Below are 22,627 nucleotides of genomic sequence, written 5' to 3' on the forward strand. Positions count from 1 at the left end.
GGACCCAACTCATGGATACCTTCGCTTACTTGACCCGGCGGGTCCTCCAGGCCCTCGTGGTGATCCTCATTGTCACGGTCGTGGTCTTCTGCCTGCTGCACGCGCTGCCCGGGGGTCCCGCACGCGGGATCCTCGGCCCGCAGGCGACGGCCCAGCAGATCGCGGCCTTCAACCACGAGCAGGGCCTGGACCGTTCGCTCCCCGTCCAGTACGCCTACTACCTGCGCACGCTGGTCCAGGGCGACCTCGGCACCTCGTACACGCTCAACGAGGGGGTCTTCCAGCTCATCGAGCAGCGGCTGCCCAAGACGCTCGTCCTGACCGTGCTGTCCGCGCTCGTCGGGCTGCTGGCGGCGATCCCGCTCGGCATGTGGCAGGCGGTGCGGCGCAACAAGCCGGTGGACTACGTCATCACCACGCTGAGCTTCGTGGCGTACTCGACTCCCGTGTACTTCCTGGGACTTGTGCTCGTGCTCGTGTTCACCCAGTGGCTGCGCTGGTTCCCCTCGCAGGCGCCCCAGGGCGAGACGCTCGCGGACGTGTTCGCGCAGCCCGATGCGCTGGTCCTGCCGGTGGTCGCGGGGGCCGCGTCGATGGTCGCCGTGTTCAGCCGCTACATGCGCGCGGCGACGCTGGAGAACCTCCAGGAGGACTACGTACGGACCGCGCGGGCGGGCGGTTCGCGACCGCGCGCGATCCTCTGGCGGCATGTCTTCCGCAACTCCCTGACGCCCGTCGTCGCGATGCTCGGCTACTACGTGCCCGTGCTCTTCGGCGGTGCGCTCGTCGTCGAGCAGCTCTTCAACTACCCGGGGATGGGGCTGCTGTTCTGGAGTGCCGCGCAGTCCTCGGACTATCCGGTGCTGCTCGGCTGTGTGCTCGTCATCTCCGTCGCGACCGTCGTCGGCACCCTGCTGGCCGACGTCGTCCAGCGGATCATCGACCCTCGTGTGAAGGCGGGCCGGACATGAGTGCCGTACTCCAAACCAAGGCGCCCACACCGGAGTTGGCGACCGGGTACCGCCTCTCCGTCCGGCGGTTCGCGCGCAACAGGCTGGCGGTGGCAGGTCTGTTGGTGGTCGTCCTCTTCCTGCTCTTCTGCTTCGTGGGCCCGTGGCTGTACTCGACCGACCAGACCCACACCCACCTCACCCAGGTGAACCTCGCGCCGAGCGGCGCGCACTGGCTCGGCACCGACGCGGTCGGGCACGACGAGCTGGGGCGGCTGATGTTCGGCGGGAAGGTGTCGCTGCTCGTCGGGCTCGCGGCCGGTCTCCTCGCGACGGTCATCGGGACCCTGTGGGGCGCGGTCGCCGGGTACGCGGGCGGCTGGGTCGACGCGGTCATGATGCGCGTCGTGGACGCCGGGATCGCCATCCCGGCGCTCTTCATCCTGCTCGTCGTCTCGGCGATCACGACCCCGGACTCGCTCGGGCTGATCCTCATCCTGGGGTTCGTGTCCTGGCTCGTCCCGTCCCGGCTCGTACGGGCGGAGACACTCACGCTGAAGAGCCGCGACTACGTGCTGACGCTCCGCGCGATCGGCGGGACGCACGGCCGGGCGATCTTCCGGCACATTCTGCCGAACTCCGTCTCGACCATCGTGGTCGCGGCGACGTTCCAGGTCGCCGACGCGATCCTGCTCGTCGCGTACGTCTCGTATCTCGGACTCGGTGTCCAGCCGCCCTCGACCGACTGGGGCGGCATGCTGTCGGCCGGGCTGACGGCCGCGTACTCCGGGCGCTGGTGGCTGATCGTGCCGCCGGGCCTCGCGATCATCCTCGTCGTCTGCGCGTTCAACGCCGTCGGGGACGGGCTGCGGGACGCGTTCGACGTGAGGGGGCGGGCATGAGGACGACGACGGGGACGAGCGACATGAGCGGTGTGGGCAGTACGGGCGGCATCCTGGAGGTCGAGGACCTCGGGGTGACCTTCTCCACGGAGACGGGTGACGTGCCCGCGGTGCGCGGGGTGTCGCTGCACGTACGGCCCGGGGAGACGCTGGCGCTGGTCGGCGAGTCCGGGTCCGGGAAGTCGACGGTCGCGCTCGCCGCGATGGGGCTGCTGCCGGGGAACGCGCGGGTGTCGGGCCGGGCCTCGGTCGACGGCACGGACGTCGTGGGCGCCGCCGAGACCGCTCTCGCGGGTTTGCGCGGGCGCACGGTCTCGATGGTGTTCCAGGAACCCGCGACCGCCCTCGATCCGCTGACCCGGATCGGGGCGCAGATCGCGGAGGTCGTACGGAACCACCGCCCGGTCTCCGCGCGCGAAGCCGCCGGAGAGGCGGTCGGGCTGCTGCGCCGGGTGGGCATCCCGGAACCCGCGAAGCGGGCGTCCGCGTACCCCTTCCAGCTCTCCGGCGGACAGCGGCAGCGCGTGGTGATCGCCATGGCGATCGCGAACTCGCCGAGCCTGCTGATCGCCGACGAGCCGACCACCGCGCTCGACGTCACGGTCCAGGCCGAGATCCTCGACCTGCTCCGGGGACTCGCGGCGGACTCCGGCACCGGCGTCCTGCTCGTCACCCACAACATGGGCGTCGTCGCGGACTTCGCCGACCGGGTCGCGGTGATGCTGGAGGGGGAGATCGTGGAAACCGGCCCGGTGGAGGAGGTACTGCTGCGCCCGACGCACGAGTACACGCAGCGACTGCTGGCGGCCGTGCCGCGGTTGGCTGTGGCGGGGGTGGGCGGCGCGGTGCCCCGACTCCCCGCCGCCCAGCCCGTAGCCCCCGCGTCCCACCGCCGCGCCCCGGAAATCACCGCCGACCCCCGCACCCCCGCCGACGCCCCTGTCGACGCCCCTGTCGACGTCCCCGTCGTCGAACTGCGTGACGTCTCCGTCCGGTTCGGGCGTGGAGCGCGGGCCGTGCAGGCACTCCACGGTGTCTCGCTCAGCGTGCGGCCCGGTGAAACCCTCGGGCTCGTCGGGGAGTCCGGGTCCGGCAAGTCGACGGCGGCCCGGGTCGCGCTCGGGCTCGTGGCGCCCTCCGCCGGCTCGGTGTCGCTGTTCGGTGCCGATCTCCGGCGGGCCAGGGGGCGCGGGCGCCGGGCCCTGCTCTCCGGTGTCGGTGTGGTGTTGCAGGACCCGGTGGCCTCCCTGGACGCGCGGATGAGCGTGGCCGAGTGCGTCGCCGAACCCTTGCGGGTGCACCGCCGGAGGATGCCGGCGGCCGAGCGCCGGGACCGGGTCGCGGAGGTACTCGAACGCGTGCGACTGCCCAGGGAGTTGGCGGGCCGTGGACCGCGCGAGCTGTCCGGCGGGCAACGGCAGCGGGTGAGTCTGGCCCGGGCGCTGGTGCTCGGGCCCCGGCTGCTGGTCGCCGACGAGCCGACGAGTGCGCTCGACGTCAGCGTGCAGCGGACCGTCCTGGACGTGATCGCCGAACTCCAGGCCGAACTCGGCTTCGCCTGCCTCTTCGTCTCCCACGACCTCGCGGTCGTCCAGCGGTTCGCGCGGCGCGTCGTCGTCATGCGGGCGGGCCGGGTCGAGGAGGAGGGCGCCACCGCGACCACCCTCACCCACCCGGAGACGGACTACACCCGCCGGCTCATCGCCGCCGTACCCGTACCCGATCCGGTGCTCCAACGCGTGCGCCGTACGGAACGACAGGCCGCGCTCGCCGCCGCAGGGACGGAGGACCGGGCGTGACCGCACCGCAGCCGCGCCCACCCGCTCCCTCCCCCTCCCCCTCCCCCGCCCCCTCCCTCACTCCAACTCCCGCTCCCGAGGCCGCCCCCGAGGTGTTCGCCGGTGTCGACATCGGCGGCACGACCACCCTGGTCGCGCTCTGCACGCCCGAACTCGCCGTCGTGGACTGCCAGGAGGTGCCCACCCCGGCGGCCGAGGGCGGCACGGCGATGGTCGGGGCCGCGCTCGACACCCTGGGCGTGCTCCTGGCGCGCGTACCGGCCCGGCTGCGCGCGGTCGGCGTGGGCGCAGCCGGATTGGTCGACGCCCGCGCCGGACGCGTCCTCGTGGCCAGCGACTCCTTCCGCGCCTGGGCCGGCTTCGAGGTCACGGCGACCATGGAGGCCGCGCTCGGCGTACCGGTCTTCCTGGACAACGACGTCAACGCGTTCCTGCGCGGCGAGACGTCCAAGGGCGCCGTCGTGGGCGAGCCGCACGTCCTCGGCATGACGCTCGGCACCGGAGTCGGCGGCGCGCTGTGGCTGGACGGCGCACTGTACGAGGGGCCGCACGGCGCGGCGGGCGAGGCGGGCCACATCCCGGGCTTCGGGGACCTCCCGTGCACCTGCGGTGGCCGCGGCCACCTGGAGACCCTGGCCTCCGGCCGGTCCATCGGCGCGCGGTACGGCGAACGGACCGGGCGCAGCCTGAGTGCCCGCGCCGTCGCCGAGGCTGCGGGGCGCGGCGACCCGGACGCGCTCGCCGTGTACGAGGCCGCGGGCGCGGCGGTCGCCCGCGGGATCCTGATCACCGCGGGGCTGCTGGACGTCACGACCTTCGTGATCGGCGGCGGTGTCAGCGGTGCCTGGACTCTCCTGGAGCCGTCGATCCGGGCCGCGCTCGCCGCCGAGCCGCCCGTCAGCGGCCACCCGGTCCGGGTCGTACGGACCGGTCTCGGCGGCGCGGCCGTCGCGATCGGCGCCGCGTCCCGCGCCCGTTCGGAATCACAGGAACGTCTCGCTCCGTTCCAGCCCCTCCCCCGAGGGACCAACACGGCTACTTTCAAGAGTGGTTGACCGCTTCCCACTCCACTCAAGATCAGCAAAGACAACTCAGGCCATCTGGGCGCTCACTTGACTACCGGGCGTCACACACGATTGGCTCCGGCCAGCGAAAGTCAGACAGTCGGCACACATGAACCGCCGCCGACGACACCGGCTTCACCGCTCCCCATCCGCTTGCCCGGCCGCACAGCGAGGTGCCTTACCCCCATGAACATCACTCCCGCCCGTCACGTCTTCGACAGATCCGCCCGCGGCACCGCCCTGGCCTCCGCCATCGCGGCCGTCTGTCTCTTCGCGTCCGGCTGCTCCAGCTTCGGCGGATCGGACTCCGGCGCGGACACCGACACGGCGGGCAAAGCGGGCGCCGCCGGAATCAAGGTCGCCCTGATCACCCACGCCGCCCCCAATGACGCGTTCTGGGAGCTCGTGCAGAAGGGCGCGCAGGCGGCGGCCGCCAAGGACGGCATCGCGCTGACGTACGAGAGCGACCCCGACGCCAAGGGTCAGGCGGACCTGGTGCGGGAGGCGATCGCCGACGGGGTCGACGGCATCGCGCTGACGCTGGCCAAGCCCGAGGCGATGAAGAGCGCGGTCGCCGCGGCCAAGGCGGCGGGCATTCCGGTGGTCGGCCTCAACTCCGGTATCGACGCCTGGAAGCCTCTGGGCCTGCTGCAGTACTTCGGCCAGAACGAGAGCGTCGCGGGCCAGGCCGTCGGCGACCAACTGGACACCCTCCGCGCCAAGCACGCCCTGTGCGTCATCCACGAGCGGGGCAACGTCGCCGTGGAGGCCCGCTGCGCCGGGGTGAAGAAGACGTTCGGCGGCCAGACCGACCTGCGCTACGTGGACGGCACCGACATGGACGCGGTGACCGACTCCGTCGAGGCGGCCCTGCGGCAGGACCCGAGCATCGACGAAGTCGTCACGAACGGCGCGGGGTTCGCGCTCGCGGCGGTGAAGTCGGTGAAGGACGCGGACAGCAAGGCCAAGGTCGCCACCTTCGACCTCAACAAGGACCTGGTGAAGGCGGTCCAGAGCGGAGACGTACAGTTCGCGGTGGATCAACAGCCCTACCTTCAGGGCTATCTCGCCGTGGACTCGTTCTGGCTCTACAAGACCAACGGCAACGTCAGCGGCGGCGGAGAGGCCCCCGTGCTCACCGGACCGGCGTTCGTCACCAAGCAGAACGTCACGGCGGTGGCGAAGTTCGCGGCCAACGGAACCCGTTGAACCGCGGTGGCGGTCGCACCGGCCCGGTGTCGTCAGGTAACGGCGACGACAAGGTTTGGGGTACTCACGGTGCGTACGGTCACTTGTACGGATAGCATCCTGCGCATCCCCTGTGCTGTTCTGGACACGTGGCCACCAGCCGCCCTCGTCCGGCCTCTCACCCCCTCTGACCACCCGTCTTCCCTCAACCTCCCTTCCGCTCACCGCTGATCGCCCTAGGACGACGATGTCTCCACGGACAGGTTCCCGCCGCCGTCTCGGTTCCATCCGGCTCTCGCTGATCCTGCTGGCTCTGGTGCCCAGTGTCACCCTCGCCGCCATGTGGGGCGTGACGACGATCCAGATGTTCTCCGAGGGTCTGCGGCTGCGGGACCAGACGGAGCTCAGCAAGTCGACCGGGGCCATGGGCACCGAGACCACGCTCGCGTTGCAGCAGGAGCGCAGTCTGTCGGCCGTACTGCTGGCCTCGCCCGGCAGTTCGCGTACCGCCCTGGACGAGCAGCGGGAGCGTACCGACGAGGCGGTCGCGAAGCTCGTCAGCCAGTCCGACGCCGTCCAGCGGGCTCCCGAGCGGATCAGCGACCGGATGTACTCGGTCATCGCGTCGGTGGGCAGCCTGGAGTACTACCGGAGTCAGGTGGACCACCCCACCGACATCACCCCCACACAGGCGCTGGACCAGTACACCTCGATCATCGACGACCAGATCCACGCCTTCCAGGAGCTCTCCCAGGTCGACGACGGGGACCTGACCTCACAGGCCGGCCCGCTCGTCGCGCTGGCGCACTCGGCCGAGCTGGTCTCCCAGGAGGACGCCCAGCTGCACCTGTACTGGCCGTCGCGGAAGATCGACGCGAACTCCTGGACCCACTACGTGCAGTTGGTCAACACCCGGCGCTGGCTCGTCGAGGACCAGCTCGTACCCTCGCTGCGCGGCTCGGTGAAGACCCAGACCGAGCAGATCCTCCAGGGACCGGAGTGGAAGACCCTGCAGACCGTCGAGAACCAGGTGCTCGCGGCCCGCGCGACAGGCTCCACCACCAACAGCACGAAGATCGCCCTGCCGGACACGCAGAAGCGATGGAACAGCGCGTTCGCCAAACTCGGGGACCAGTACACCGGCCTGATCCGCCAGGAGACGGCGGGACTGCTGGAGCGCAGCAACGACAAGGCGGAGGCACTGCTGATCAAGGCGGCCGCGCTGAGTGCCGGCGGGCTCGTCGCCCTGCTGGTGTGCGTCCTGATGTCCTGGCGCATCACCCGCTCCCTCTCCCAGCGGCTGCGCGGACTGCGGATCGCCACCCTCAGCCTGGCCGAGGAGCGGCTGCCCGACGTGGTGGCCCGGCTCGACCGCGGCGAGACGGTCGACGTGGAGTCCGCCACGCCCCCGCTGGACTACGGCACCGACGAACTCGGGCAGGTGGCCCAGGCGTTCAACACCGCACAGCGCACCGCGGTCCACACCGCGGTGGAACTCGCCGACACCCGGCGCGGTTTCCAGAAGGTCATCCTGGGCATCGCCAGGCAGAGCCAGAACCTGGTCAACCTGCAGCTCAGCAAGCTCGACACCCTGGAGCGCCAGCACCAGGACCCGACCATCCTCAAGGGCCTGTACGAACTCGACTCCACCGCCAGCCAGTTGCGCCGCTACGAGGAGAACCTCGTCATCATCGCCGGCGAGCAGCCGCGGCGCAGCTGGACCGAGCCGGTCGCGCTGATCGACATCCTGCGCAGCGCCGTCGGTGAGGTCGCCGAATACCAGCGGGTGGAGGTGAACACCGACGAGGAGGTGTTCCTCAGCCCGCCGGCGGTGGCGGACGTCATCCATCTGCTGGCCGAACTCATCGACAACGCGACCGCGTACTCCCCCGCGCCCAGCCCGGTCGGGGTGCGGGCCGGGATGGTCGCCAAGGGCCTGGCCGTCGAGGTGGAGGACCGCGGTCTCGGCATGTCCGAGGAGGACTACGCGTCGTTCAACGCCCAGTTGGCGGTGCCCCCGCAGTTCGACGTGGTGGCGCTCGCGGACGACCTGCGGCTCGGCATGTTCGTGATCGCCCGGCTCGCCACCCGGCACGGCATCGCGGTCACGCTGCGGTCCTCGCCGTACGGGGGAACCACGGCGATCGTGCTGATCCCGCACGAGATCGTGGTGCACGACCCCCTCGAAATCACCTCCACGGACGGGAAGAACGCCGACGGGGCCGTGTCGGCGAACCGGGAGACGGTTGGAGAGACGAGCGGGAAGAGCGGAGAGACGAGCGGGGAGACGGTTGGCGAAACGGTTGGGGAGCAAGTCGGCGAACCGGTCGGGGCGACGGACGGGGCGACGGACGCGGAGCCGGTCGGCGCCGCCGCGAGGAACTCGGCCGCGAAGAGTCCGGCCGACAGGGCTTCGGGCCCGGACCGGCCGACCCACGAGCGCTCGCGGGAGGCAGAGCCCGTCGCCCGGGTCCGGACGACGCACCAGGTGCCCGCGGCGCGGGGCGCCACCGACGGGTCCCGCCCCGACTCGGGCGCGGCGGGGCAGGGCGGTATCGCCCCGCTGCCGCGCCGGGTTCCGCAGACCAGCCTGGCCGCCGAGCTGCGGGAGGACACGGCACCCACCGCGTCCGCCGAGGCCGACGACGCCTTGGCGGACTTCACAGCGGAGCGCGCGGCCTCCTCACTCTCCGGTTTCCAGCGCGGAACACTCCAGGCGCGTGACAACGACACGGATACGGCGTACGACCAAGGGGAAGTAACAGCACCCGAAGGCGCATCCGTCACCTCGACTCCGCCCGCAGACCGCTCATGAAGGACAGAGAAATGACACGCCCCATCCCCGCCACGCACAGCCAGCTCGACCAGCTGCTCACCGGACTGGTGGACCGGGTCGCCGAGGTGAACCACGCCGTGGTGCTCTCCGAGGACGGACTGGTCGTCAGCAGGTCCACGGGCTTCCTGCGCGACGACGCCGAGCGGCTGGCGGCGACCGCGTCCGGACTGATGAGTCTCAGCAAGGGCGTCAGTATGGACTTCCGCGGCGGCCCCGTACGCCAGGCACTCATCGAGATGGCCAACAGTTTCCTGATACTCAGTACCGCCGGGCCGGGCGCCCATCTTGCCGTGCTCACCAGCCAGGGTGCGGACGTCGGCGTGGTCGCGTACCAGATGAACATGCTGGTGAAGAAGATCGGCGAGCACCTCAGCGCGGCACCGCGGGCGGGCATCGCCGTCACCGACCGCGGCGAGTGAGGTGAACGGAGGCGATGCGGACGGCCGCCTGGTAAGGCCGTTCACACTCACCGGCGGCCGTACCCGGCCCAGCCGGACCGACTTCACCCTCATCACGTCGGTGACCACGGTGGACCCGCAGCCCGACCGGGCCGCCCGGCCACAGCCGGAACACGCGCGGATCCTGCGGCTGTGCGCGAAGCCGGTCGTGGTCGCGGAGCTGGCAGCCCAACTCGACCTGCCGGTCAGCGTGGTCTGTATCTTGCTCTGCGATCTGCTGGAGGCGGGCCGGATCACCGCCCATGCCCCACGCCAGATCTCCCGAACCTCGGACATGGACCTGCTGCAGAAAGTGAGGGACGGCCTTGGCCGGCTCTGACCCCGTCATCCAGGGGACCTCAGCACCCGACACGGTCAAGATCCTGATCGCCGGGGGATTCGGCGTCGGCAAGACGACCATGGTCGGCTCGGTCAGCGAGATCGTGCCGCTGCGCACCGAGGAATCGCTGACCTCGGCCGGCCTGGGCGTCGACGACCTCAACGGCATCCCGGAGAAGCACGCCACGACCGTGGCACTGGACTTCGGCCGGATCACGCTCAGCCAGGAACTCGTGCTGTATCTCTTCGGCACGCCGGGGCAGCAGCGGTTCTGGTTCATGTGGAACGACCTGGCCATCGGTGCCCTGGGCGCGGTGGTCCTCGTCGACGTCCGCCGCCCGGAGTCCAGCTTCGCCGCCATCGACTTCTTCGAGCGGCGCGACATCCCGTTCGTCGTCGGCGTCAACGGCTTCCACGGCGCACATCCGTACGCCCCCGAGGAGATCCGGGACGCCCTGGCCCTGCCGGAGAACACCCACGTACTGCTCTGCGACGCCCGGGACCGGGAGTCGTGCCGGGACGTACTGATAGCGCTGATAGACCAGTTGATCGCCATGTCGGCCCAGAAGAACGGGCGGGGACCGGGGCGGCCGAGCGGGAGGGTCTGAGCACCCTCGGCCAGAACGGACGGAAGGGACGGAACGGGCCGGCGGGCCGCGGGCCGGCGTGTGCAGCCCACTCCGCCCACTCCGCCCGCGCCATCCATGCCACCCGCGTCGCCCACCCGTCCGCACCCCTTCCGCTCCCGGACACCGCCACGTCACACCCAGCGGGAACGCTTCGGCCGTCCCCTGCTGCCTCGCCGTTGTATCCGTCCGCCCCGCGCCAGCGCGGGGCAGGACGCGGAAGGACGACGTGCACCGTGTCCCTGCTCCCGCTCGACACCGCTCCCCGGGCGCTCCCCACGCCCGACGCGCCCCTTTCCCCCTCCCCCTCCCCCTCCTCCCCTTCTCCCTCAAACTCTCCCTCTGCCTCCCCCTCCCCCTCCCCGTCCCGCTCCCGCTTCCCCTCCGTCGCAAGCCTGACCCGCTGGACGCTGAGCCTGCTCCCGCTGCTCCTCATCGGGGTGTGGGCGGTGGTCGACGGGGGTGCCGTCCGTGACGGAGCCGCCCGGCTGGCCGCGGCCGACCCCTGGTGGCTGCTGGCCGCGTCCGTGTTCACCTGCCTGGGCTGGGTGGCCGCCGCGTGTGTACGGCAGGGCGCCATACCGGACCGGCTCCCGCCGGGACTACTGCTCGCCTCGCAGGTCGCCGCGGGTACCGCGAACCACGTACTGCCGGCGAGCATCGGCGCCCACGCCGTCACCCTGCGCTTCCTGCAGGGCCGCGGCATCCCCCTCGCCAGGGCCACCGCCTCGCTCGCCCTCTACTCACTGGTCAAGCCGATCGCGAAGACACTGGTGCTCCTGGTCTTCCTGGTGGCCTTCCCCGAGCTGCTGCACCTCGGTGAACTGGTCCCGGACGAACAGACGATGCTCCTGGTCGCCGGAGCCGTGACCCTCGGGTTCGGCACGGCCGCCCTGCTCGTGACCGCCGTACGTCCGTTGCGCCGCCCGGCGCTCGACTGCGTCCGCACCGCCCTGACCGACGTACGGCTGCTGCACACCCGACCCTCCCGCGTCCTCGCCCTCTGGGGCGGATCGGCCGCAACTCCGCTGCTCCAGGGGAGCGTGATCGCCACGGTCGGGTTCTCGCTCGGGCTCCCGCTGTCCTGGGCGCAGGTGATCCTCGCGCTGCTCCTCGCCAGTACGGCGGTCGGGGCGGTGCCCGCGCCCGGAGGCATCGGGCCCGTGGACGCGGCCCTGGTGTTCACCATGGTCGCGTTCGGCGCGCCGATGGGCCTCGCCACGGCGACCGTCATCGGCTTCCGCGTCCTTACGGTCTGGGTACCCCTGCTACCGGGCGCGCTGGTCCTCTCGCTCCTGGTCCACCGCAAGGTGCTGTGAGCCACGCCTGGACCGGGCAACGACGCCGGGTCCGGGCACGGCTACACAGCCGCACAGCCGCACAGCTGCACAGCTTCACAGCCAGGGCTACGAAACGGTCCTGCCGAGATCGAGTCGCCCGACGCGGGCCACGTTCCCCCGGTCCTCGGCGTCCTCACTGGCCTCGGCGGCGAACCAGGCGTCGAGGATCTCCTTGAGCAGCGGCTCGGACGTCAGTCGCAGGCTGAGGGCCAGCACATTGGCGTCGTTCCACTGCCGTGCACCCTGAGCCGTGTACGCGTCCGCGCACAGCGCGGCCCGCACCCCAGGCACCTTGTTCGCGGTGATCGACGCACCCGTGCCGGTCCAGCAGCACACGACGGCCTGATCCGCCGTCCCGGCAGCGACCTCCCGGGCCGCCGCCTCCGAGCACACCGCCCACTGCGGATCGTCCCCGGGGCTCAACGCCCCGTGCACCAGCACCTCGTGCCCACGCCCACGCAGCTCTTCGACCAGCGCACGGGCCACGGGTTCGTCCATGTCTGAGGAGACGGAGATCCGCATGCCTCGGAGCCTACTCAAGGAAGACCGGTCACGTGGAGACCGGTCATGTGGAGAGCGGTCAGGGCGAGGGAGGGTTGATCGAGACGATGTACTCGACCGGATCGGGCGACGCGTTCAGGTAGCGGTGCGGCTGTCGGGAGTCGAAGGTGATCGACTCCCCGGCGGCAACCTGGTGAACCTGTCCGGTGATCTCCACGGTCAGCGCCCCTGCGACGACGAAGGCGCACTCGACGGACGGGTGCGCCCAGGGCTCCGCGCTGGTGGCGGCGCCGGGTGGCAGTACCGCGCGCAGCACCTCCAGCTGCCCGTTGCCCGGGGTCAGACGCTCGTAGCCGACCAGCCCGCGTGGGCCGCTGAGTATGGTGCGTTCGCCCGGTCGGCTCACCCAGACGGCGGGCGCGGTGGCGTCGTCGAACAAGGACGCCACGGATTCGCCGAATACGGCGGCGAGCCGGCGCAGGGTGGACAGGCTGGGTTCGGTCACGCCACGTTCCACCTGGCTCAGCAGCGTCGGTGACAGCCCCGTCTCGGCGGCGAGCGCGCGCAGGCTCAGGCCCTGCTTCGTCCGAAGCATACGCAGCTGACTCCCGATCATGATCCTCCTTGTACGACCTCACTGCACAAACCGAGCACGCCGTCGAACGCATTGGGTAGGTAAATTCGCCGCACCAGCCTTGACGGGTATTTCAAGCCACCCTATCGTCGCAGCACCTTGTGCACCCGTACTGCACATCGTAGTGATGTCCCCGGCTGTGCCCCAACTCTGGGAGAGACCATGGCATCGACACGACGCCGCAGACAACGGTCCAGCGGCAGATCCCGTCCCTACTACTGGCTCCTCATCCTGCCCTTCGTCTGGCAGGTCGCCTTCGTTCCCCTGGTCAACGATGTGAGCGCCGCGCCGCTCGACATCCCGTTCCCCATGGTGTGGCAGATGGCCGGAGTGCTGGTCGCCTCGGCTGTCATCGGCGTCGTCTACCTCCTCGACGAACGGGCGGGTGTAGCGGCGGAGGAGGCCGCATTCATCGCAGCCACCGCGGCCACCCCCGAGGCCGCCGCCGAGGCCATGGGCACCGCCGAGGCCGGGCAACCCGGCGCCAACAAGCCCGGTGGTGACCGGTCATGACCCTACTCATCGCCATCGTCATCGTCCTGGGCACCACCCTCGGTGCCATCGGCTTCGGGCGACGCTCGGGGACCGCCTCCGCGGCGACCGTGTCCAACTGGGCGGTCGGCGGCCGCCGCTTCGGCGTCGTGCTGTTCTGGTTCATGAACGCCGGAGAGATCTACACCACCTTCGCCGTCCTGGGCATCTCCGGATACGCCTGGGCCCTGGGGGCCCCGGCCTACCTGGCCTTCACCTCCGTCTCGCTCAGCTACGCCATCGGCTACTGGCTGATGCCGAAGATCTGGCGGGCAGGCCGCAAGCACGGGCTGATCACCCAGGCGGACTTCTTCACCGCCCGTTTCGACGCACCCTGGCTGGGCGCGGTGACGGCCCTGGTGGGTATCGCGGCGCTCATCGTGTACGTACAGATCCAGCTCGTCAGCCTCAGCCTGATCGTGCGGCTGACGATCGGAAGCGCGGTCTCCCCGGACGTCGCCGTCGTGGTCGGCGCCCTGCTGATGCTGGCCTTCGTGTTCCTGGCGGGGCTGCGTTCGGCCGCCTTCTCGGCCGGCGTCAAGGACGTCCTCATGATCGTCGTCATGGTGCTGCTGACCGTCACCGTGGCGGGCAAGGTCGGAGCGTCGTCGTTCCTCGACATCTTCCACCTCGCCGAGCAGCAGCATCCAGGCATCGGAAGCTTCCCCGGGATCGATCCGGAGTCCCCGACGACGACCGTGTGGCTGATGACCTCGGCACTCAACGTGGCGCTGGGCAACTGGGTGTTCCCGCACCTCTTCCAGGTGTCCTACTCGGCGGCCTCGGGCAGCGCGATCCGGCGCAACGCGATCTGGCAGCCGCTGTACTCGCTCGCGTACTTCTTCATCATCCTGCTGGGCTTCGCGGCCCTCGTTGCCGGCACGAAACCCGAGGGCGGCAACCTCAACGCGGCGCTCCTGCAGTTCGTCTCCGACGAGTACCCGAGCTGGGTGATAGGCCTCGTCGCGGGTACGGGCTTCCTGCTCGCCCTGGCACCCGGATCCGTCCTTCTCCTGACCAGCGGATCGCTGTTCGCCCGCAACGTCGTCGGACTGGCCCGGCCGGATCTGTCCGACCGCACCACGCTGTGGATCTGCCGCCTGTCCATGACCGTGTTCGCCGCGGTAGCGGTATGGCTGACGCTCGGGCAGAGCACATCGCTGGTGGACATCCTGCTCTACGCCTACTCGGCGATCGGCATGCTGGCGCCGGGCGTCTTCTTCTCCTTCGTATGGCGCAGGACATCGGCCGCGGGAGTACTGCTGGGCATCATCACCGGGTTCGTCGCCCTGCTCGCACCGTTCGCCAAGGACTTCTGGGCCGAGCAACTGCCCACATGGGAACCCGGTCTGATCGCCATGGCGATCAACGCGGCGGTGCTGGTGCTGGTGAGCGTACTCACGCCCGCACCCAAGGCCAAGGCCACCGCGGTGGGCCTGGACCTCACGGCCCCGACGGCCGCCCCCGCCGCCGAAGTCGTACGGCCCGCCCACTAGGGAAGGAAGGAAGCCCATGAAGGACTTGACCGAGCTCTACGACCTGAGAGTCACCGTGGACCGCATCGAGGGCCGGTCGGTCTGCGGGATGTCGGTCGGCGACTACTTCGACCTGGTCAACAGCGCGGAGTTGCGGATACCCGAGGGACGGCACTTCTGCCTCTACGCCCTCCAGGCGGTGCTGCCCCTGTTGCCCGCCAAGCAGCGAGCGCTGCCCGAGAGCGACTGGCTGGAGCGAGACACCCTGGTGTGCTGCCCGGATCCCGAAGAAAGGCTGATCATGCGCATCGACCGCACGGGCCGGTGCAGTCTCAACACAGAGGATCTGACGTGACCAGGACCGAGATCGGGCTGGGGTTCCAGAGCGACAAGCACCCTGCGGACTACGCCCGCCTCGCCTCGAAGGCCGAGGAGTACGGCTTCGACGTACTGTCGGTCTTCGGGGATCTGATGTACCAGCCGCCGGTCTTCCCCCTCCTGGAGATGGCCCGAGCCACCCGCCGGGTCCGAATCGGCGCCGCGTGCTGGAATCCGTACTCGCAGCACCCGTACGAGATAGCGGGACAGGTCGCGGCACTGGACCTGGCCTCGTCCGGCCGGGCATACCTGGGACTGGCCCGGGGCTCCTGGCTCGGGGACGTGGGCATCAGCCAGCCACGGCCGCTGGCCCATCTACGGGACGCCGCCGGACTGATCCGGACACTGCTGTCGGGCTCACCGGACGGCTTCCAGGGGGAGGTGTTCCAGCTCACCCCGGGAACGCGCCTGGCATACGAGACCTTTCGCCCGCGGATTCCCTTGCTGATCGGCACCTGGGGACCTCGGACGGCGGCGCTGGCCGGGCGGATCGCCCAGGAGGTCAAGATCGGTGGAACGGCGAATCCCGCGATGGTGGAGGTGATGCGCGGCCGCATCTCCGCGGGCGTGAGCGGGACCGACAGCCCGGACCACGATGCCGGGACCGGGGAGCCCGGCATCGTGGTGGGGGCGGTGACCGTGGTCGACGAAGACGGGTCGCTCGCCCGGAGCAGGGCCCGCACGGAAGTCGCCATGTACCTGGCTGTGGTGGCTGAACTCGACCCCACCATCGACGTGCCGGAGGACCTGCTGGCCCGTGTGAAGGACCTGCTGGCCCGCGGAAGGGCGTCCGAAGCGGGCGCGCTCATCCCCGACGACCTACTCGACCTGTTCGCCTTCTCCGGCACCCCGGAGCAGGTCGCGGCCCAGGCTCAGCGACTGATCGACGCCGGGGCGAGCAGGGTGGAGTTCGGCACTCCCCACGGCCTGAACGACGACCGCGGAGTCGACCTGCTCGGAACCCGGGTGCTCCCACTGCTCGACACCGAATCCGAACCCGAACCCGAACTCCTCAACGCCGCTACGCCGCCCCACCAGCGTCAGGCGCAAGCCTCAGCGAAACGCTGTTGATGCAGTACCGCTGATCCGTCGGGGTCGGATACCCCTCCCCCTCGAATACGTGACCGAGGTGCGAGCCGCAGCGGGCGCAGCGCACCTCCGTCCGCGCCATCCCGTGGGACCGGTCCTCGATCAGTTCGACGGCGTCGGAGTCCTTCGGGTCGTAGAAGGACGGCCAACCGTGAATCGTTGTACCCCAGGAGCCACAGGAGTTCACTTCCGCCACGTTCACACCGGGAAGACGTGAACGTCCGGCGGCTGCAGCACCTCCAGGAACGCGTGGATGTCATCCGGGTCACTGGTGAAGATCACCGCGCTGCCGTGCCGGGCAGCAGCCAACGCTACCCACGCGTCCACCGCGTCCGGCCGCTTCTTCGCCGGCAGCGCCGCCTGCCCGAGCGCCGTCCCGATGCGCCGCCAATCGGTAACATCCAAGCCGGTCGCACAGGCCAGACACTCCGGCCGACCCGCCTTCGTCTCCCGCATCGCGGGCTCGGCCGACCGGGCCTGCGGAACCGTGCACCCCTTCAATGCCCCGGCCAGAGCGTGCACCAGGGCCGGGTCGGGACGCCAGACCTGCGCCAGAACAGGACCGAGCACCAGCGCACGGTGCTCGGAGGTGCGCAGCCCTTCGTGCAGAGCTACCGCTTTGGCCTTTCGGTCGGCGAGAGCGATCAGCATGCCGGAGTCGTACACCGGCACCCGCCCACTCACGCGGCGTGCCCCGACGTCCGGCTCCCCCGCCGATCCTCACCTCGCACCAGCGCCAGCGCCTCCTCGACCTCGCGGCGCTCCTGCTCGGTCAGCTCTCCCGCCAGAGCCGTCGGCTCCGCCGCAGTCGCACCGGCCTCTTCTTCCGCCCGCGCGATCAGCGCGTCCACCCCCGCGAACTGCTCCTCTATGGCATCGCTCTCCGCCATCTGCCGCGTCGCCGCGTGCACCAGGTACGCCGAGACGTCCATACCCGCCCGCTCCGCGTGCTGCCTGATCCGCTCGGCCTGTGCCTTCTCCAGACTGATACTGATCCGCGTCTTCGCCATACCCGGTAGCGTATGACGCGTATTACGAAGGTTCAAGTGGCTGCCGGACCAACCCGGAGTGGACTTCCCGGCAGCCGGTCCCTCGGGCGACTCGACGGCGGGCCGTTCAGCGGGGCTGACTCATGATCTGCCTCGCCCGCCGACATGATCCGGCGCTGCTGGAGCCTGGCTCGGCACCGGCCGCCGACTGGCATTCGAGGCACTCGACGAGCAGACCGTCGTCGTCCCGGGCACCGGCACCCTCGACATCGTGATCCCCTCCCTGGCCCGCTCGCTCGGCGCCGTCCACGAACAACGCCGGGCAACACAAGCCCAGATCGAGGCCCTGCTGGAGGAGCACCCTCTTTCGAAGGTCCTGACGTCCCTGCCCGGCGTCGGCGTCAGGACCGCCGCCACGCTGCTGGTCACCGTCGGCGACGGCACCAGCTTCCCCGCCCCCGCCCACCTGGCCTCCTACGCCGGCCTCGCCCCGACCACGAAGTCGTCGAGGCCCTCGATCCACGGCGAACACGCGCCCAGAGGCGGCAACCGCCAGCTCAAACGGGCAATGTTCCTGTCCGCGTTCGCCGCCCTGCACGACCCCGCCTCCCGCACCTACCGCGACCGATGCCGAGCCCGCGGGAAAACCCACACGCAGGCTCTTCTCCGCCTGGCCCGACAACGGATCAACGTGCTGTTCGCAATGCTCCGCGACGGCACCTTCTACGAACCCAGAAACCCCATGCCCCGCTTGACGATGGACATAGAGGCCCCCCAGAGCAATCACCCGCCGTCCACGATCAGGGGAACTTCAGGGGTCGGCCGGACGGCGAGGTTGTACGGCAGGCACTCCCACTGGATCCCGGTGTGCATCACGTACAAGACGCCCGGTTCGAGCACGGTGGAAAAGTCGCTGAGCCGACCTGGACCGGTTCACCCTTGGTGAGTTCGGACTTCTTCTCCGATGAGACGAACGACGGGCATGGCATGCGTCTCACGGAGTCTGGCGTAGCCGCACACGAGTCCCTGCACGTGTCTTGGCGCAAGTGCGGATGACCAGTATTGGCTGAGCGGGGCGCACGCCACCCCTCGTGCCGCCAACCTGGAGACAAGCTGTGCCTCATCCACTTGATCCCAAGCAAGCACTGTATGCAGTCCTGCGTTGATACCCAGGAGTCGGACGTCTGGCAGCAGCTCTTGCACAGCCCGCGTGAACCGATCTCGGCGGGCGCGATACGTACGCATCGCACGAACGGTGTGTCGGGTCACCGCACCGGAACGAAGGAGCTCGGTCAAGGCCCATGCCGACAACGCGCTGACAGAGTCTCCATCGTCCAGCAGCGCCTGCTGAATCGGTCCGCGAAGGTGAGGCGGTGTCACTGCCCAGGCGACGCGCAGATCGCGGGTGAGGATTTTTGATGCGGTGCCCAGATAAATCACATGGCGTTCCCCGGTTGACATTGCCCGGAGGGGCGGCATCGGTGGGAGATCGTAACGGAACTCTCCGTCGTAGTCGTCCTCGAAGACATAGCCGCCATGGGCCGCTGCCCAACTGAGCAGCTGAGCTCGTCTCGTCACCGAGAGCCGCGAGCCGAGGGGAAACTGATGAGCGGGTGTGACGTACGTAGCGGCCGCTTCCGGGGGAATCTGGTCAACCCGTATCCCGTCGGCGTCAACAGCGACGCCGTGAATGCATGCCCCAGCGTTCGTGAGGGCGGTGCGCGCACTGCGGTAACCCGGGTCCTCCATCGCGACGGTGCGGCCCCGGAGGTCGAGCACGGACGTAAGGGTGCGAAGCGCACTGGTCACGCTGGGGAAGAAAAACACGTCCTGTGGGTCACACAGGAGGTGCCTGCGGGTTCGAATGTGCTCAGCGACCTGTTCCTGCAGGTCAGGAAGAAAGCGATGAACTCGCACATCGCCTGGTTGATGACTGATGGCCCTGTCCCAGAGTGCCTGCTGCGAGGCTGCCTTGAAAGCTCGGCGCCAATCAAGGGCGTCGATCAGCTCCGTGTCCGGGTACCCGGGCAGGAGGTCGAGGGACGCACTCTCCGAAAGACGTGTGTCCGGGGTGGGATCGGATCCTGTGGCCAGAGAATTGATCACGATGTCCCGGGCGGCAACTTCCTCTTGTCGGGCATCCAACGCCGCGGCCTGTTTCGCACCGACGGCCACACGGGTGGAGCTGCCTGCTCGTGCCGTAAGGAAACCGGATGCGACGAGCTCCTCGTAGGCGGAGACGACCACTGAACGCGAGTACCCGAGCTGCCTCGCGAGCACCCTCGTCGACGGGAGCTCCTCGCCTTCCTTCAGTTCCTGCCGCGCAATCGATGCCACCAGGGCCGCGGCCAATCTCCGAGGCAGGGTACCCGGTCCCGATACAACCTCCAGACGGACCTCACTGGGAATCGGGTACCTTGGCATTGCTCTACCTCAGGTTTGGGGTACTGAATCTGCCGGTGTGGGCTCGCGATCTGATATCTGCATTTCCGGTGGTTCCCTTGTGAAGCCTCTTGTGAGAACCGTCAGATACACGATCCCGACTGCCAGCCATCCTACCCCGATCCAGATGGCTCTTGCGTCCAGCAGGGTAACGAGATAGAGGCATACGAGCACCCCCAGGCTCGGCAGCACGACAAAACCGAGGATTGAGAGGCGGCGGTGTCGGCGGTTGCGCATGTAGTAGGCGATCACGCACAGGTTGACCGAGGCGTACGCGAGGAGAGCGCCGAAGTTGATGAAGGAGGCGGCCTGTTCGATTGTGCTCCACAAGGAGATCAGAGAGGTGAGACCAACCAGTATCAGGTTGAAGACCGGCGTGCGAAAACGTCTATTGAAGTTTCCGAAGACCTTTCGCGGGAAGACCCCGTCGCGACCCATGACGAAAAGGAGTCGCGCAGTGGCGGATTGGATTGCCATACATGAGGCGAAGCCACCCACGATATACATCGTGTTGATTATGTTCGCGAAGTCCCGGCCGCCGATGAGTCTGGCGATGTCGTAGTACGCCGCTTCTCCGTGATCCGCTCCCGGAACTGCCAGCTGCACGATATAAGAAACCACGACGAAGAACACGCCGCCGAGGGAAACGGCGAGCACTATGGCGCGAGGAATGCTCCGCTCCGGCTCACGGGTTTCCCCGGACAAGGTACTGATGGCCTCGAATCCCAGGAACGCGTACGCGGCGACGGCTGCGGCCGAGGTGACATGAGAGAACGAAGTCGTACTATTCCACCATGGAGCGGAGAAGCTGGGGTCGCCGTGCTGGAACGCATACCGAGTGCACCAGATGCTGAACAGCACGACCATGAGTATGGCGACTGCCAGTAGGAGGCGGTTGACCCAGTCGGCCAGCACAACTCCCAGCACGTTGATAGCCGTCGTAGCCGCTGCGGTGATCAGCAACCATGCCCAAACCGGCAGCACGGAGAACTGGGCGTGGAAGAAAGTGCCCATGAAGAGCCATGCAAGCGAGGGCAGGAAGAGGTAGTCCAGCAGTATGGCCCAACCGACCAGGAAGCCGATCCGCGAGTCGAGCAGTCGCCGCGCATACGTGTAGGCCGATCCGGAGGACGGGATGATGCGTGCCAGCTTTGCGTAGCTCAGGGCGGTGAAAGTCAGTGAAATCGCGGCGATGGCGAACGCGGTCGGCGCCGCACCACCGCTCGTGGCCGCTATCGCTCCGAATATGGAGAGAACGACACCAGGGGCCATGTAGGATAGACCAAAGGCCAGGGCGCCGGCCATCGACAGTTTTCTCTTGATGCCGACAGAACCTTGTGTGGTCACGATGGCTCTCCCTTATCTGTTTCAACCGAGGTTGTGCGGGTCGATACCGATCGCCACTTTTCTGGGTCGATCTGTCCGTTGTAGAAAGGGAGTTGAACAGGCGTGTCCGAGCCCTGGAAGTGGTCCCATGGGCGTGTGACGCCCGCTGTCCCGCGCTTGCGCACCGATGTCACGGTGTCGAGATCGATGACATCGACCAAGGTCACTGGCTCCGCCGTGATGCTCTGGGTGCGGATCCGGCCTTCCGGATCGACGAGCAGGCTCTTTCCCATCCCGAGAGGGCCCGCGCCGTTGACGCTGGCGACGAAATTTTGGTTCACAATCGCATTGGCCTGTGCCAGTACGACTTCTTGTGTCCGGTCGTTTGTACTGGTCGCGACGACGTTGACGACCAACTCCGCTCCCATCCACGCCAGATGACGGCTCACCTCGGGGAACCAGGCGTCGTAGCAGACGGACAGGCCGACCCTGCCGAACCCGGCCATTTCGAAAACCGTAAACCCAGAGCCTGGTGCTACGGTTTCCACGGGCCTGAATGGAAAGGTCTTGCGATAAGAAGCAGCGAGTTGCCCTTCGGGAGAATAGACGAGTGCGGTGTTGTACAACGCGCCGTCATCCCCGCGTTCGATGACGCTGCCCGGGATGAGCCAGGTCTTGAGATCCCCCGCCAGTTGGGAGAACGTGTCGCCGCGAGGGCCGTTCAGTGGCTCCGCTTCGGACTCGGCGAACTCGGCGAAGGATTCCTCGAGTCCGGTTGTATCCTCTCTCACCACGTGATACTCGGGATAGACGAGAAGATCACACGAAGTCGAGCGGAGACGTCTCTCGACACCGGATGCGAACGCCTTCAGGTCCTCATGTGGGCTCTGCACCATGGCAAGAGTCAGTAGACGCGTCACGATTCCTCCCTCTGAGAACTGGCGAGAAACCTCTGAATGGATGGCGACAGGGGAGTGCCTTCGGGAAGACCCTCGGCCGGTATCGGTTCGCCGAATACAGTGGAGATGGGAATCACGCCACGCCAGAGCTCCGGATCGTAGCGCTCTCCGGGCTCGGGCGGTGTGGGTCCGCCATCACGGACTTTGACAGTCCAGTCGGCGTCGGTGATATCCATGAACAAGACCATGGTCGCAGCCAAATGCTTGCGTGTATGAGGGGGGACTTCATGAGACCTCCCTGGTGTGATTCCTTCAGTCAAAGCAGTGAGAGCTTCAGCCCTTTCTTCGTCTGGCAGGGGGCGCATCACTCCACGAATGACTGCCGAACGGAACCGGGCACTTTGGTTGAACATTGTGTGCGCGTAGATGAGGCCATCCATATGGGTAACGCCAAACGCCACCGGGCTGCCGTCGGCCATGTGGCGCAGGGCTCCGGCAGCGGTCGAGCCGTGGAACAGCACCCGATCGCCGTCGCGTGCGTAGAGCATGGGTACCATCCAGGGCTCGCCGTCAAAGACGGTGGCAAGGGTGCCGACCCGGTGCCCGGCATCCAGGACTGCGTACAGATCACGCACATCGTGGCGAGAACGTTCCGGGAGACGGTTTACTCGGTGCAATCGAGGATTCATGAGGCCCAAGAGTAGAAACAGGCGGTATGGGTTTCTAGTCCAGTTAACGGCGATACGCGCAGACCAGTATCTGGGTGGGCCGGCTCGATCGTTGCCGAGCAGCCCTGTACGGGCTGCGAGTGGATGCCCATGAACTGGGCCGCCCGATCCGGCGTGTCCGCGGACCCGGACGGCCTCGCGTATGCGGGCGTTC

22 protein-coding genes and 2 pseudogenes are annotated in these 22,627 nt (G+C 68.6%); 15 read left to right on the forward strand and 9 right to left on the reverse strand.

What is annotated here, in order from left to right:
* Positions 1 to 11 precede the first annotated feature (11 nt).
* From OHA11_RS09805 to OHA11_RS09850, 10 genes are all read left to right on the forward strand, one after another.
* Positions 12 to 971, forward strand: a complete 960-nt coding sequence (locus OHA11_RS09805; RefSeq protein ID WP_266494173.1) for an ABC transporter permease — start codon at positions 12 to 14, stop codon at positions 969 to 971.
* Positions 968 to 1,852: an ABC transporter permease gene (locus OHA11_RS09810; protein ID WP_266494176.1), complete on the forward strand. Its 885-nt coding sequence runs from the start codon at positions 968 to 970 to the stop codon at positions 1,850 to 1,852. The genes OHA11_RS09805 and OHA11_RS09810 overlap by 4 nt, the downstream gene beginning before the upstream one ends.
* Positions 1,849 to 3,651, forward strand: coding sequence for an ABC transporter ATP-binding protein (locus OHA11_RS09815; protein WP_266494178.1), 1,803 nt, complete (start codon positions 1,849 to 1,851; stop codon positions 3,649 to 3,651). Before OHA11_RS09810 ends, OHA11_RS09815 begins: the two co-directional genes overlap by 4 nt.
* Positions 3,652 to 3,743: 92 nt before the next feature.
* A complete protein-coding gene (locus OHA11_RS09820; RefSeq protein WP_266507060.1) occupies positions 3,744 to 4,706 on the forward strand; it encodes an ROK family protein in 963 nt (320 codons plus the stop codon).
* A gap of 195 nt (positions 4,707 to 4,901) precedes the next feature.
* Positions 4,902 to 5,924 (forward strand): substrate-binding domain-containing protein, encoded by a 1,023-nt coding sequence (locus OHA11_RS09825; protein ID WP_266494180.1) that lies wholly within the window; start codon positions 4,902 to 4,904, stop codon positions 5,922 to 5,924.
* A gap of 226 nt (positions 5,925 to 6,150) precedes the next feature.
* Positions 6,151 to 8,718, forward strand: a complete 2,568-nt coding sequence (locus OHA11_RS09830) for a nitrate- and nitrite sensing domain-containing protein (RefSeq protein ID WP_266494182.1) — start codon at positions 6,151 to 6,153, stop codon at positions 8,716 to 8,718.
* Positions 8,719 to 8,729: 11 nt separating this feature from the next.
* Positions 8,730 to 9,158, forward strand: coding sequence for a roadblock/LC7 domain-containing protein (locus tag OHA11_RS09835; protein ID WP_266494185.1), 429 nt, complete (start codon positions 8,730 to 8,732; stop codon positions 9,156 to 9,158).
* A gap of 1 nt (position 9,159) precedes the next feature.
* Positions 9,160 to 9,516: a DUF742 domain-containing protein gene (locus OHA11_RS09840; protein WP_266494187.1), complete on the forward strand. Its 357-nt coding sequence runs from the start codon at positions 9,160 to 9,162 to the stop codon at positions 9,514 to 9,516.
* Positions 9,503 to 10,123, forward strand: coding sequence for an ATP/GTP-binding protein (locus OHA11_RS09845; protein ID WP_266494190.1), 621 nt, complete (start codon positions 9,503 to 9,505; stop codon positions 10,121 to 10,123). The genes OHA11_RS09840 and OHA11_RS09845 overlap by 14 nt, the downstream gene beginning before the upstream one ends.
* Positions 10,124 to 10,536: 413 nt before the next feature.
* Positions 10,537 to 11,460, forward strand: a complete 924-nt coding sequence (locus OHA11_RS09850; protein ID WP_266507062.1) for a lysylphosphatidylglycerol synthase transmembrane domain-containing protein — start codon at positions 10,537 to 10,539, stop codon at positions 11,458 to 11,460.
* An 87-nt stretch (positions 11,461 to 11,547) separates the two neighbouring features.
* Here the strand turns inward: OHA11_RS09850 and OHA11_RS09855 are convergent, their stop codons facing one another.
* Together OHA11_RS09855 and OHA11_RS09860 are read right to left on the reverse strand one after the other, a co-directional pair.
* A complete protein-coding gene (locus OHA11_RS09855) occupies positions 11,548 to 12,003 on the reverse strand; it encodes an RpiB/LacA/LacB family sugar-phosphate isomerase (protein ID WP_266494193.1) in 456 nt (151 codons plus the stop codon).
* Between the two features lie 58 nt (positions 12,004 to 12,061).
* On the reverse strand, positions 12,062 to 12,598 hold the full coding sequence (locus OHA11_RS09860) for a helix-turn-helix domain-containing protein (protein ID WP_266494194.1): 537 nt from the start codon (positions 12,596 to 12,598) through the stop codon (positions 12,062 to 12,064).
* A gap of 180 nt (positions 12,599 to 12,778) precedes the next feature.
* On the opposite strand from OHA11_RS09860, the gene OHA11_RS09865 reads away from it, so the two are divergent.
* The 4 genes from OHA11_RS09865 to OHA11_RS09880 are packed head-to-tail and all read left to right on the forward strand — an operon-like array spanning position 12,779 to position 16,071.
* A complete protein-coding gene (locus OHA11_RS09865; protein ID WP_266494197.1) occupies positions 12,779 to 13,129 on the forward strand; it encodes a DUF3311 domain-containing protein in 351 nt (116 codons plus the stop codon).
* The gene (locus OHA11_RS09870) at positions 13,126 to 14,643 is read left to right on the forward strand and encodes a sodium:solute symporter (RefSeq protein ID WP_266494199.1); all 1,518 of its coding nucleotides are present in this window, start codon (positions 13,126 to 13,128) and stop codon (positions 14,641 to 14,643) included. The genes OHA11_RS09865 and OHA11_RS09870 overlap by 4 nt, the downstream gene beginning before the upstream one ends.
* A 16-nt stretch (positions 14,644 to 14,659) precedes the next feature.
* Positions 14,660 to 14,977: a TIGR04076 family protein gene (locus tag OHA11_RS09875; protein WP_266494202.1), complete on the forward strand. Its 318-nt coding sequence runs from the start codon at positions 14,660 to 14,662 to the stop codon at positions 14,975 to 14,977.
* Positions 14,974 to 16,071, forward strand: a complete 1,098-nt coding sequence (locus tag OHA11_RS09880) for an LLM class flavin-dependent oxidoreductase (RefSeq protein ID WP_266494204.1) — start codon at positions 14,974 to 14,976, stop codon at positions 16,069 to 16,071. The genes OHA11_RS09875 and OHA11_RS09880 overlap by 4 nt, the downstream gene beginning before the upstream one ends.
* Here the strand turns inward: OHA11_RS09880 and OHA11_RS09885 are convergent.
* From OHA11_RS09885 to OHA11_RS09895, 3 genes and pseudogenes are all read right to left on the reverse strand, one after another.
* Positions 16,022 to 16,240 (reverse strand): annotated as a pseudogene (locus OHA11_RS09885) (peptide-methionine (R)-S-oxide reductase); the annotation flags it as partial. The gene OHA11_RS09880 and the pseudogene OHA11_RS09885 sit on opposite strands and share 50 nt — an antisense overlap.
* Positions 16,241 to 16,287: 47 nt before the next feature.
* Positions 16,288 to 16,740: a hypothetical protein gene (locus OHA11_RS09890; protein WP_266494206.1), complete on the reverse strand. Its 453-nt coding sequence runs from the start codon at positions 16,738 to 16,740 to the stop codon at positions 16,288 to 16,290.
* A gap of 29 nt (positions 16,741 to 16,769) precedes the next feature.
* Positions 16,770 to 17,099 (reverse strand): hypothetical protein, encoded by a 330-nt coding sequence (locus tag OHA11_RS09895; RefSeq protein ID WP_266494208.1) that lies wholly within the window; start codon positions 17,097 to 17,099, stop codon positions 16,770 to 16,772.
* 193 nt (positions 17,100 to 17,292) lie between these two features.
* On the opposite strand from OHA11_RS09895, the pseudogene OHA11_RS09900 reads away from it, so the two are divergent.
* Positions 17,293 to 18,024: pseudogene (locus OHA11_RS09900) on the forward strand (transposase); the annotation flags it as partial.
* Here OHA11_RS09900 and OHA11_RS09905 read toward each other — a convergent pair.
* The 4 genes from OHA11_RS09905 to OHA11_RS09920 all read right to left on the reverse strand — a co-directional run bounded on the left by OHA11_RS09905 (position 18,012) and on the right by OHA11_RS09920 (position 22,380).
* Positions 18,012 to 19,430 carry a PLP-dependent aminotransferase family protein gene (locus tag OHA11_RS09905; RefSeq protein WP_266494210.1) on the reverse strand — a complete coding sequence of 473 codons (1,419 nt, stop codon included), beginning with the start codon at positions 19,428 to 19,430 and terminating at the stop codon, positions 18,012 to 18,014. The pseudogene OHA11_RS09900 and the gene OHA11_RS09905 sit on opposite strands and share 13 nt — an antisense overlap.
* Positions 19,431 to 19,511: 81 nt before the next feature.
* Positions 19,512 to 20,867: an APC family permease gene (locus OHA11_RS09910; RefSeq protein ID WP_266494212.1), complete on the reverse strand. Its 1,356-nt coding sequence runs from the start codon at positions 20,865 to 20,867 to the stop codon at positions 19,512 to 19,514.
* Entirely contained in the window at positions 20,864 to 21,766 is a 903-nt protein-coding gene (locus tag OHA11_RS09915) for a carbon-nitrogen hydrolase family protein (protein WP_266494213.1), read from the reverse strand. The genes OHA11_RS09910 and OHA11_RS09915 overlap by 4 nt, the downstream gene beginning before the upstream one ends.
* The gene (locus OHA11_RS09920; protein ID WP_266494214.1) at positions 21,763 to 22,380 is read right to left on the reverse strand and encodes a pyridoxamine 5'-phosphate oxidase family protein; all 618 of its coding nucleotides are present in this window, start codon (positions 22,378 to 22,380) and stop codon (positions 21,763 to 21,765) included. The genes OHA11_RS09915 and OHA11_RS09920 overlap by 4 nt, the downstream gene beginning before the upstream one ends.
* Positions 22,381 to 22,627: the final 247 nt, after the last annotated feature.

This window comes from Streptomyces sp. NBC_00878, from assembly GCF_026341515.1.
In the GTDB taxonomy this organism is placed as follows: Bacteria; Actinomycetota; Actinomycetes; order Streptomycetales; family Streptomycetaceae; genus Streptomyces.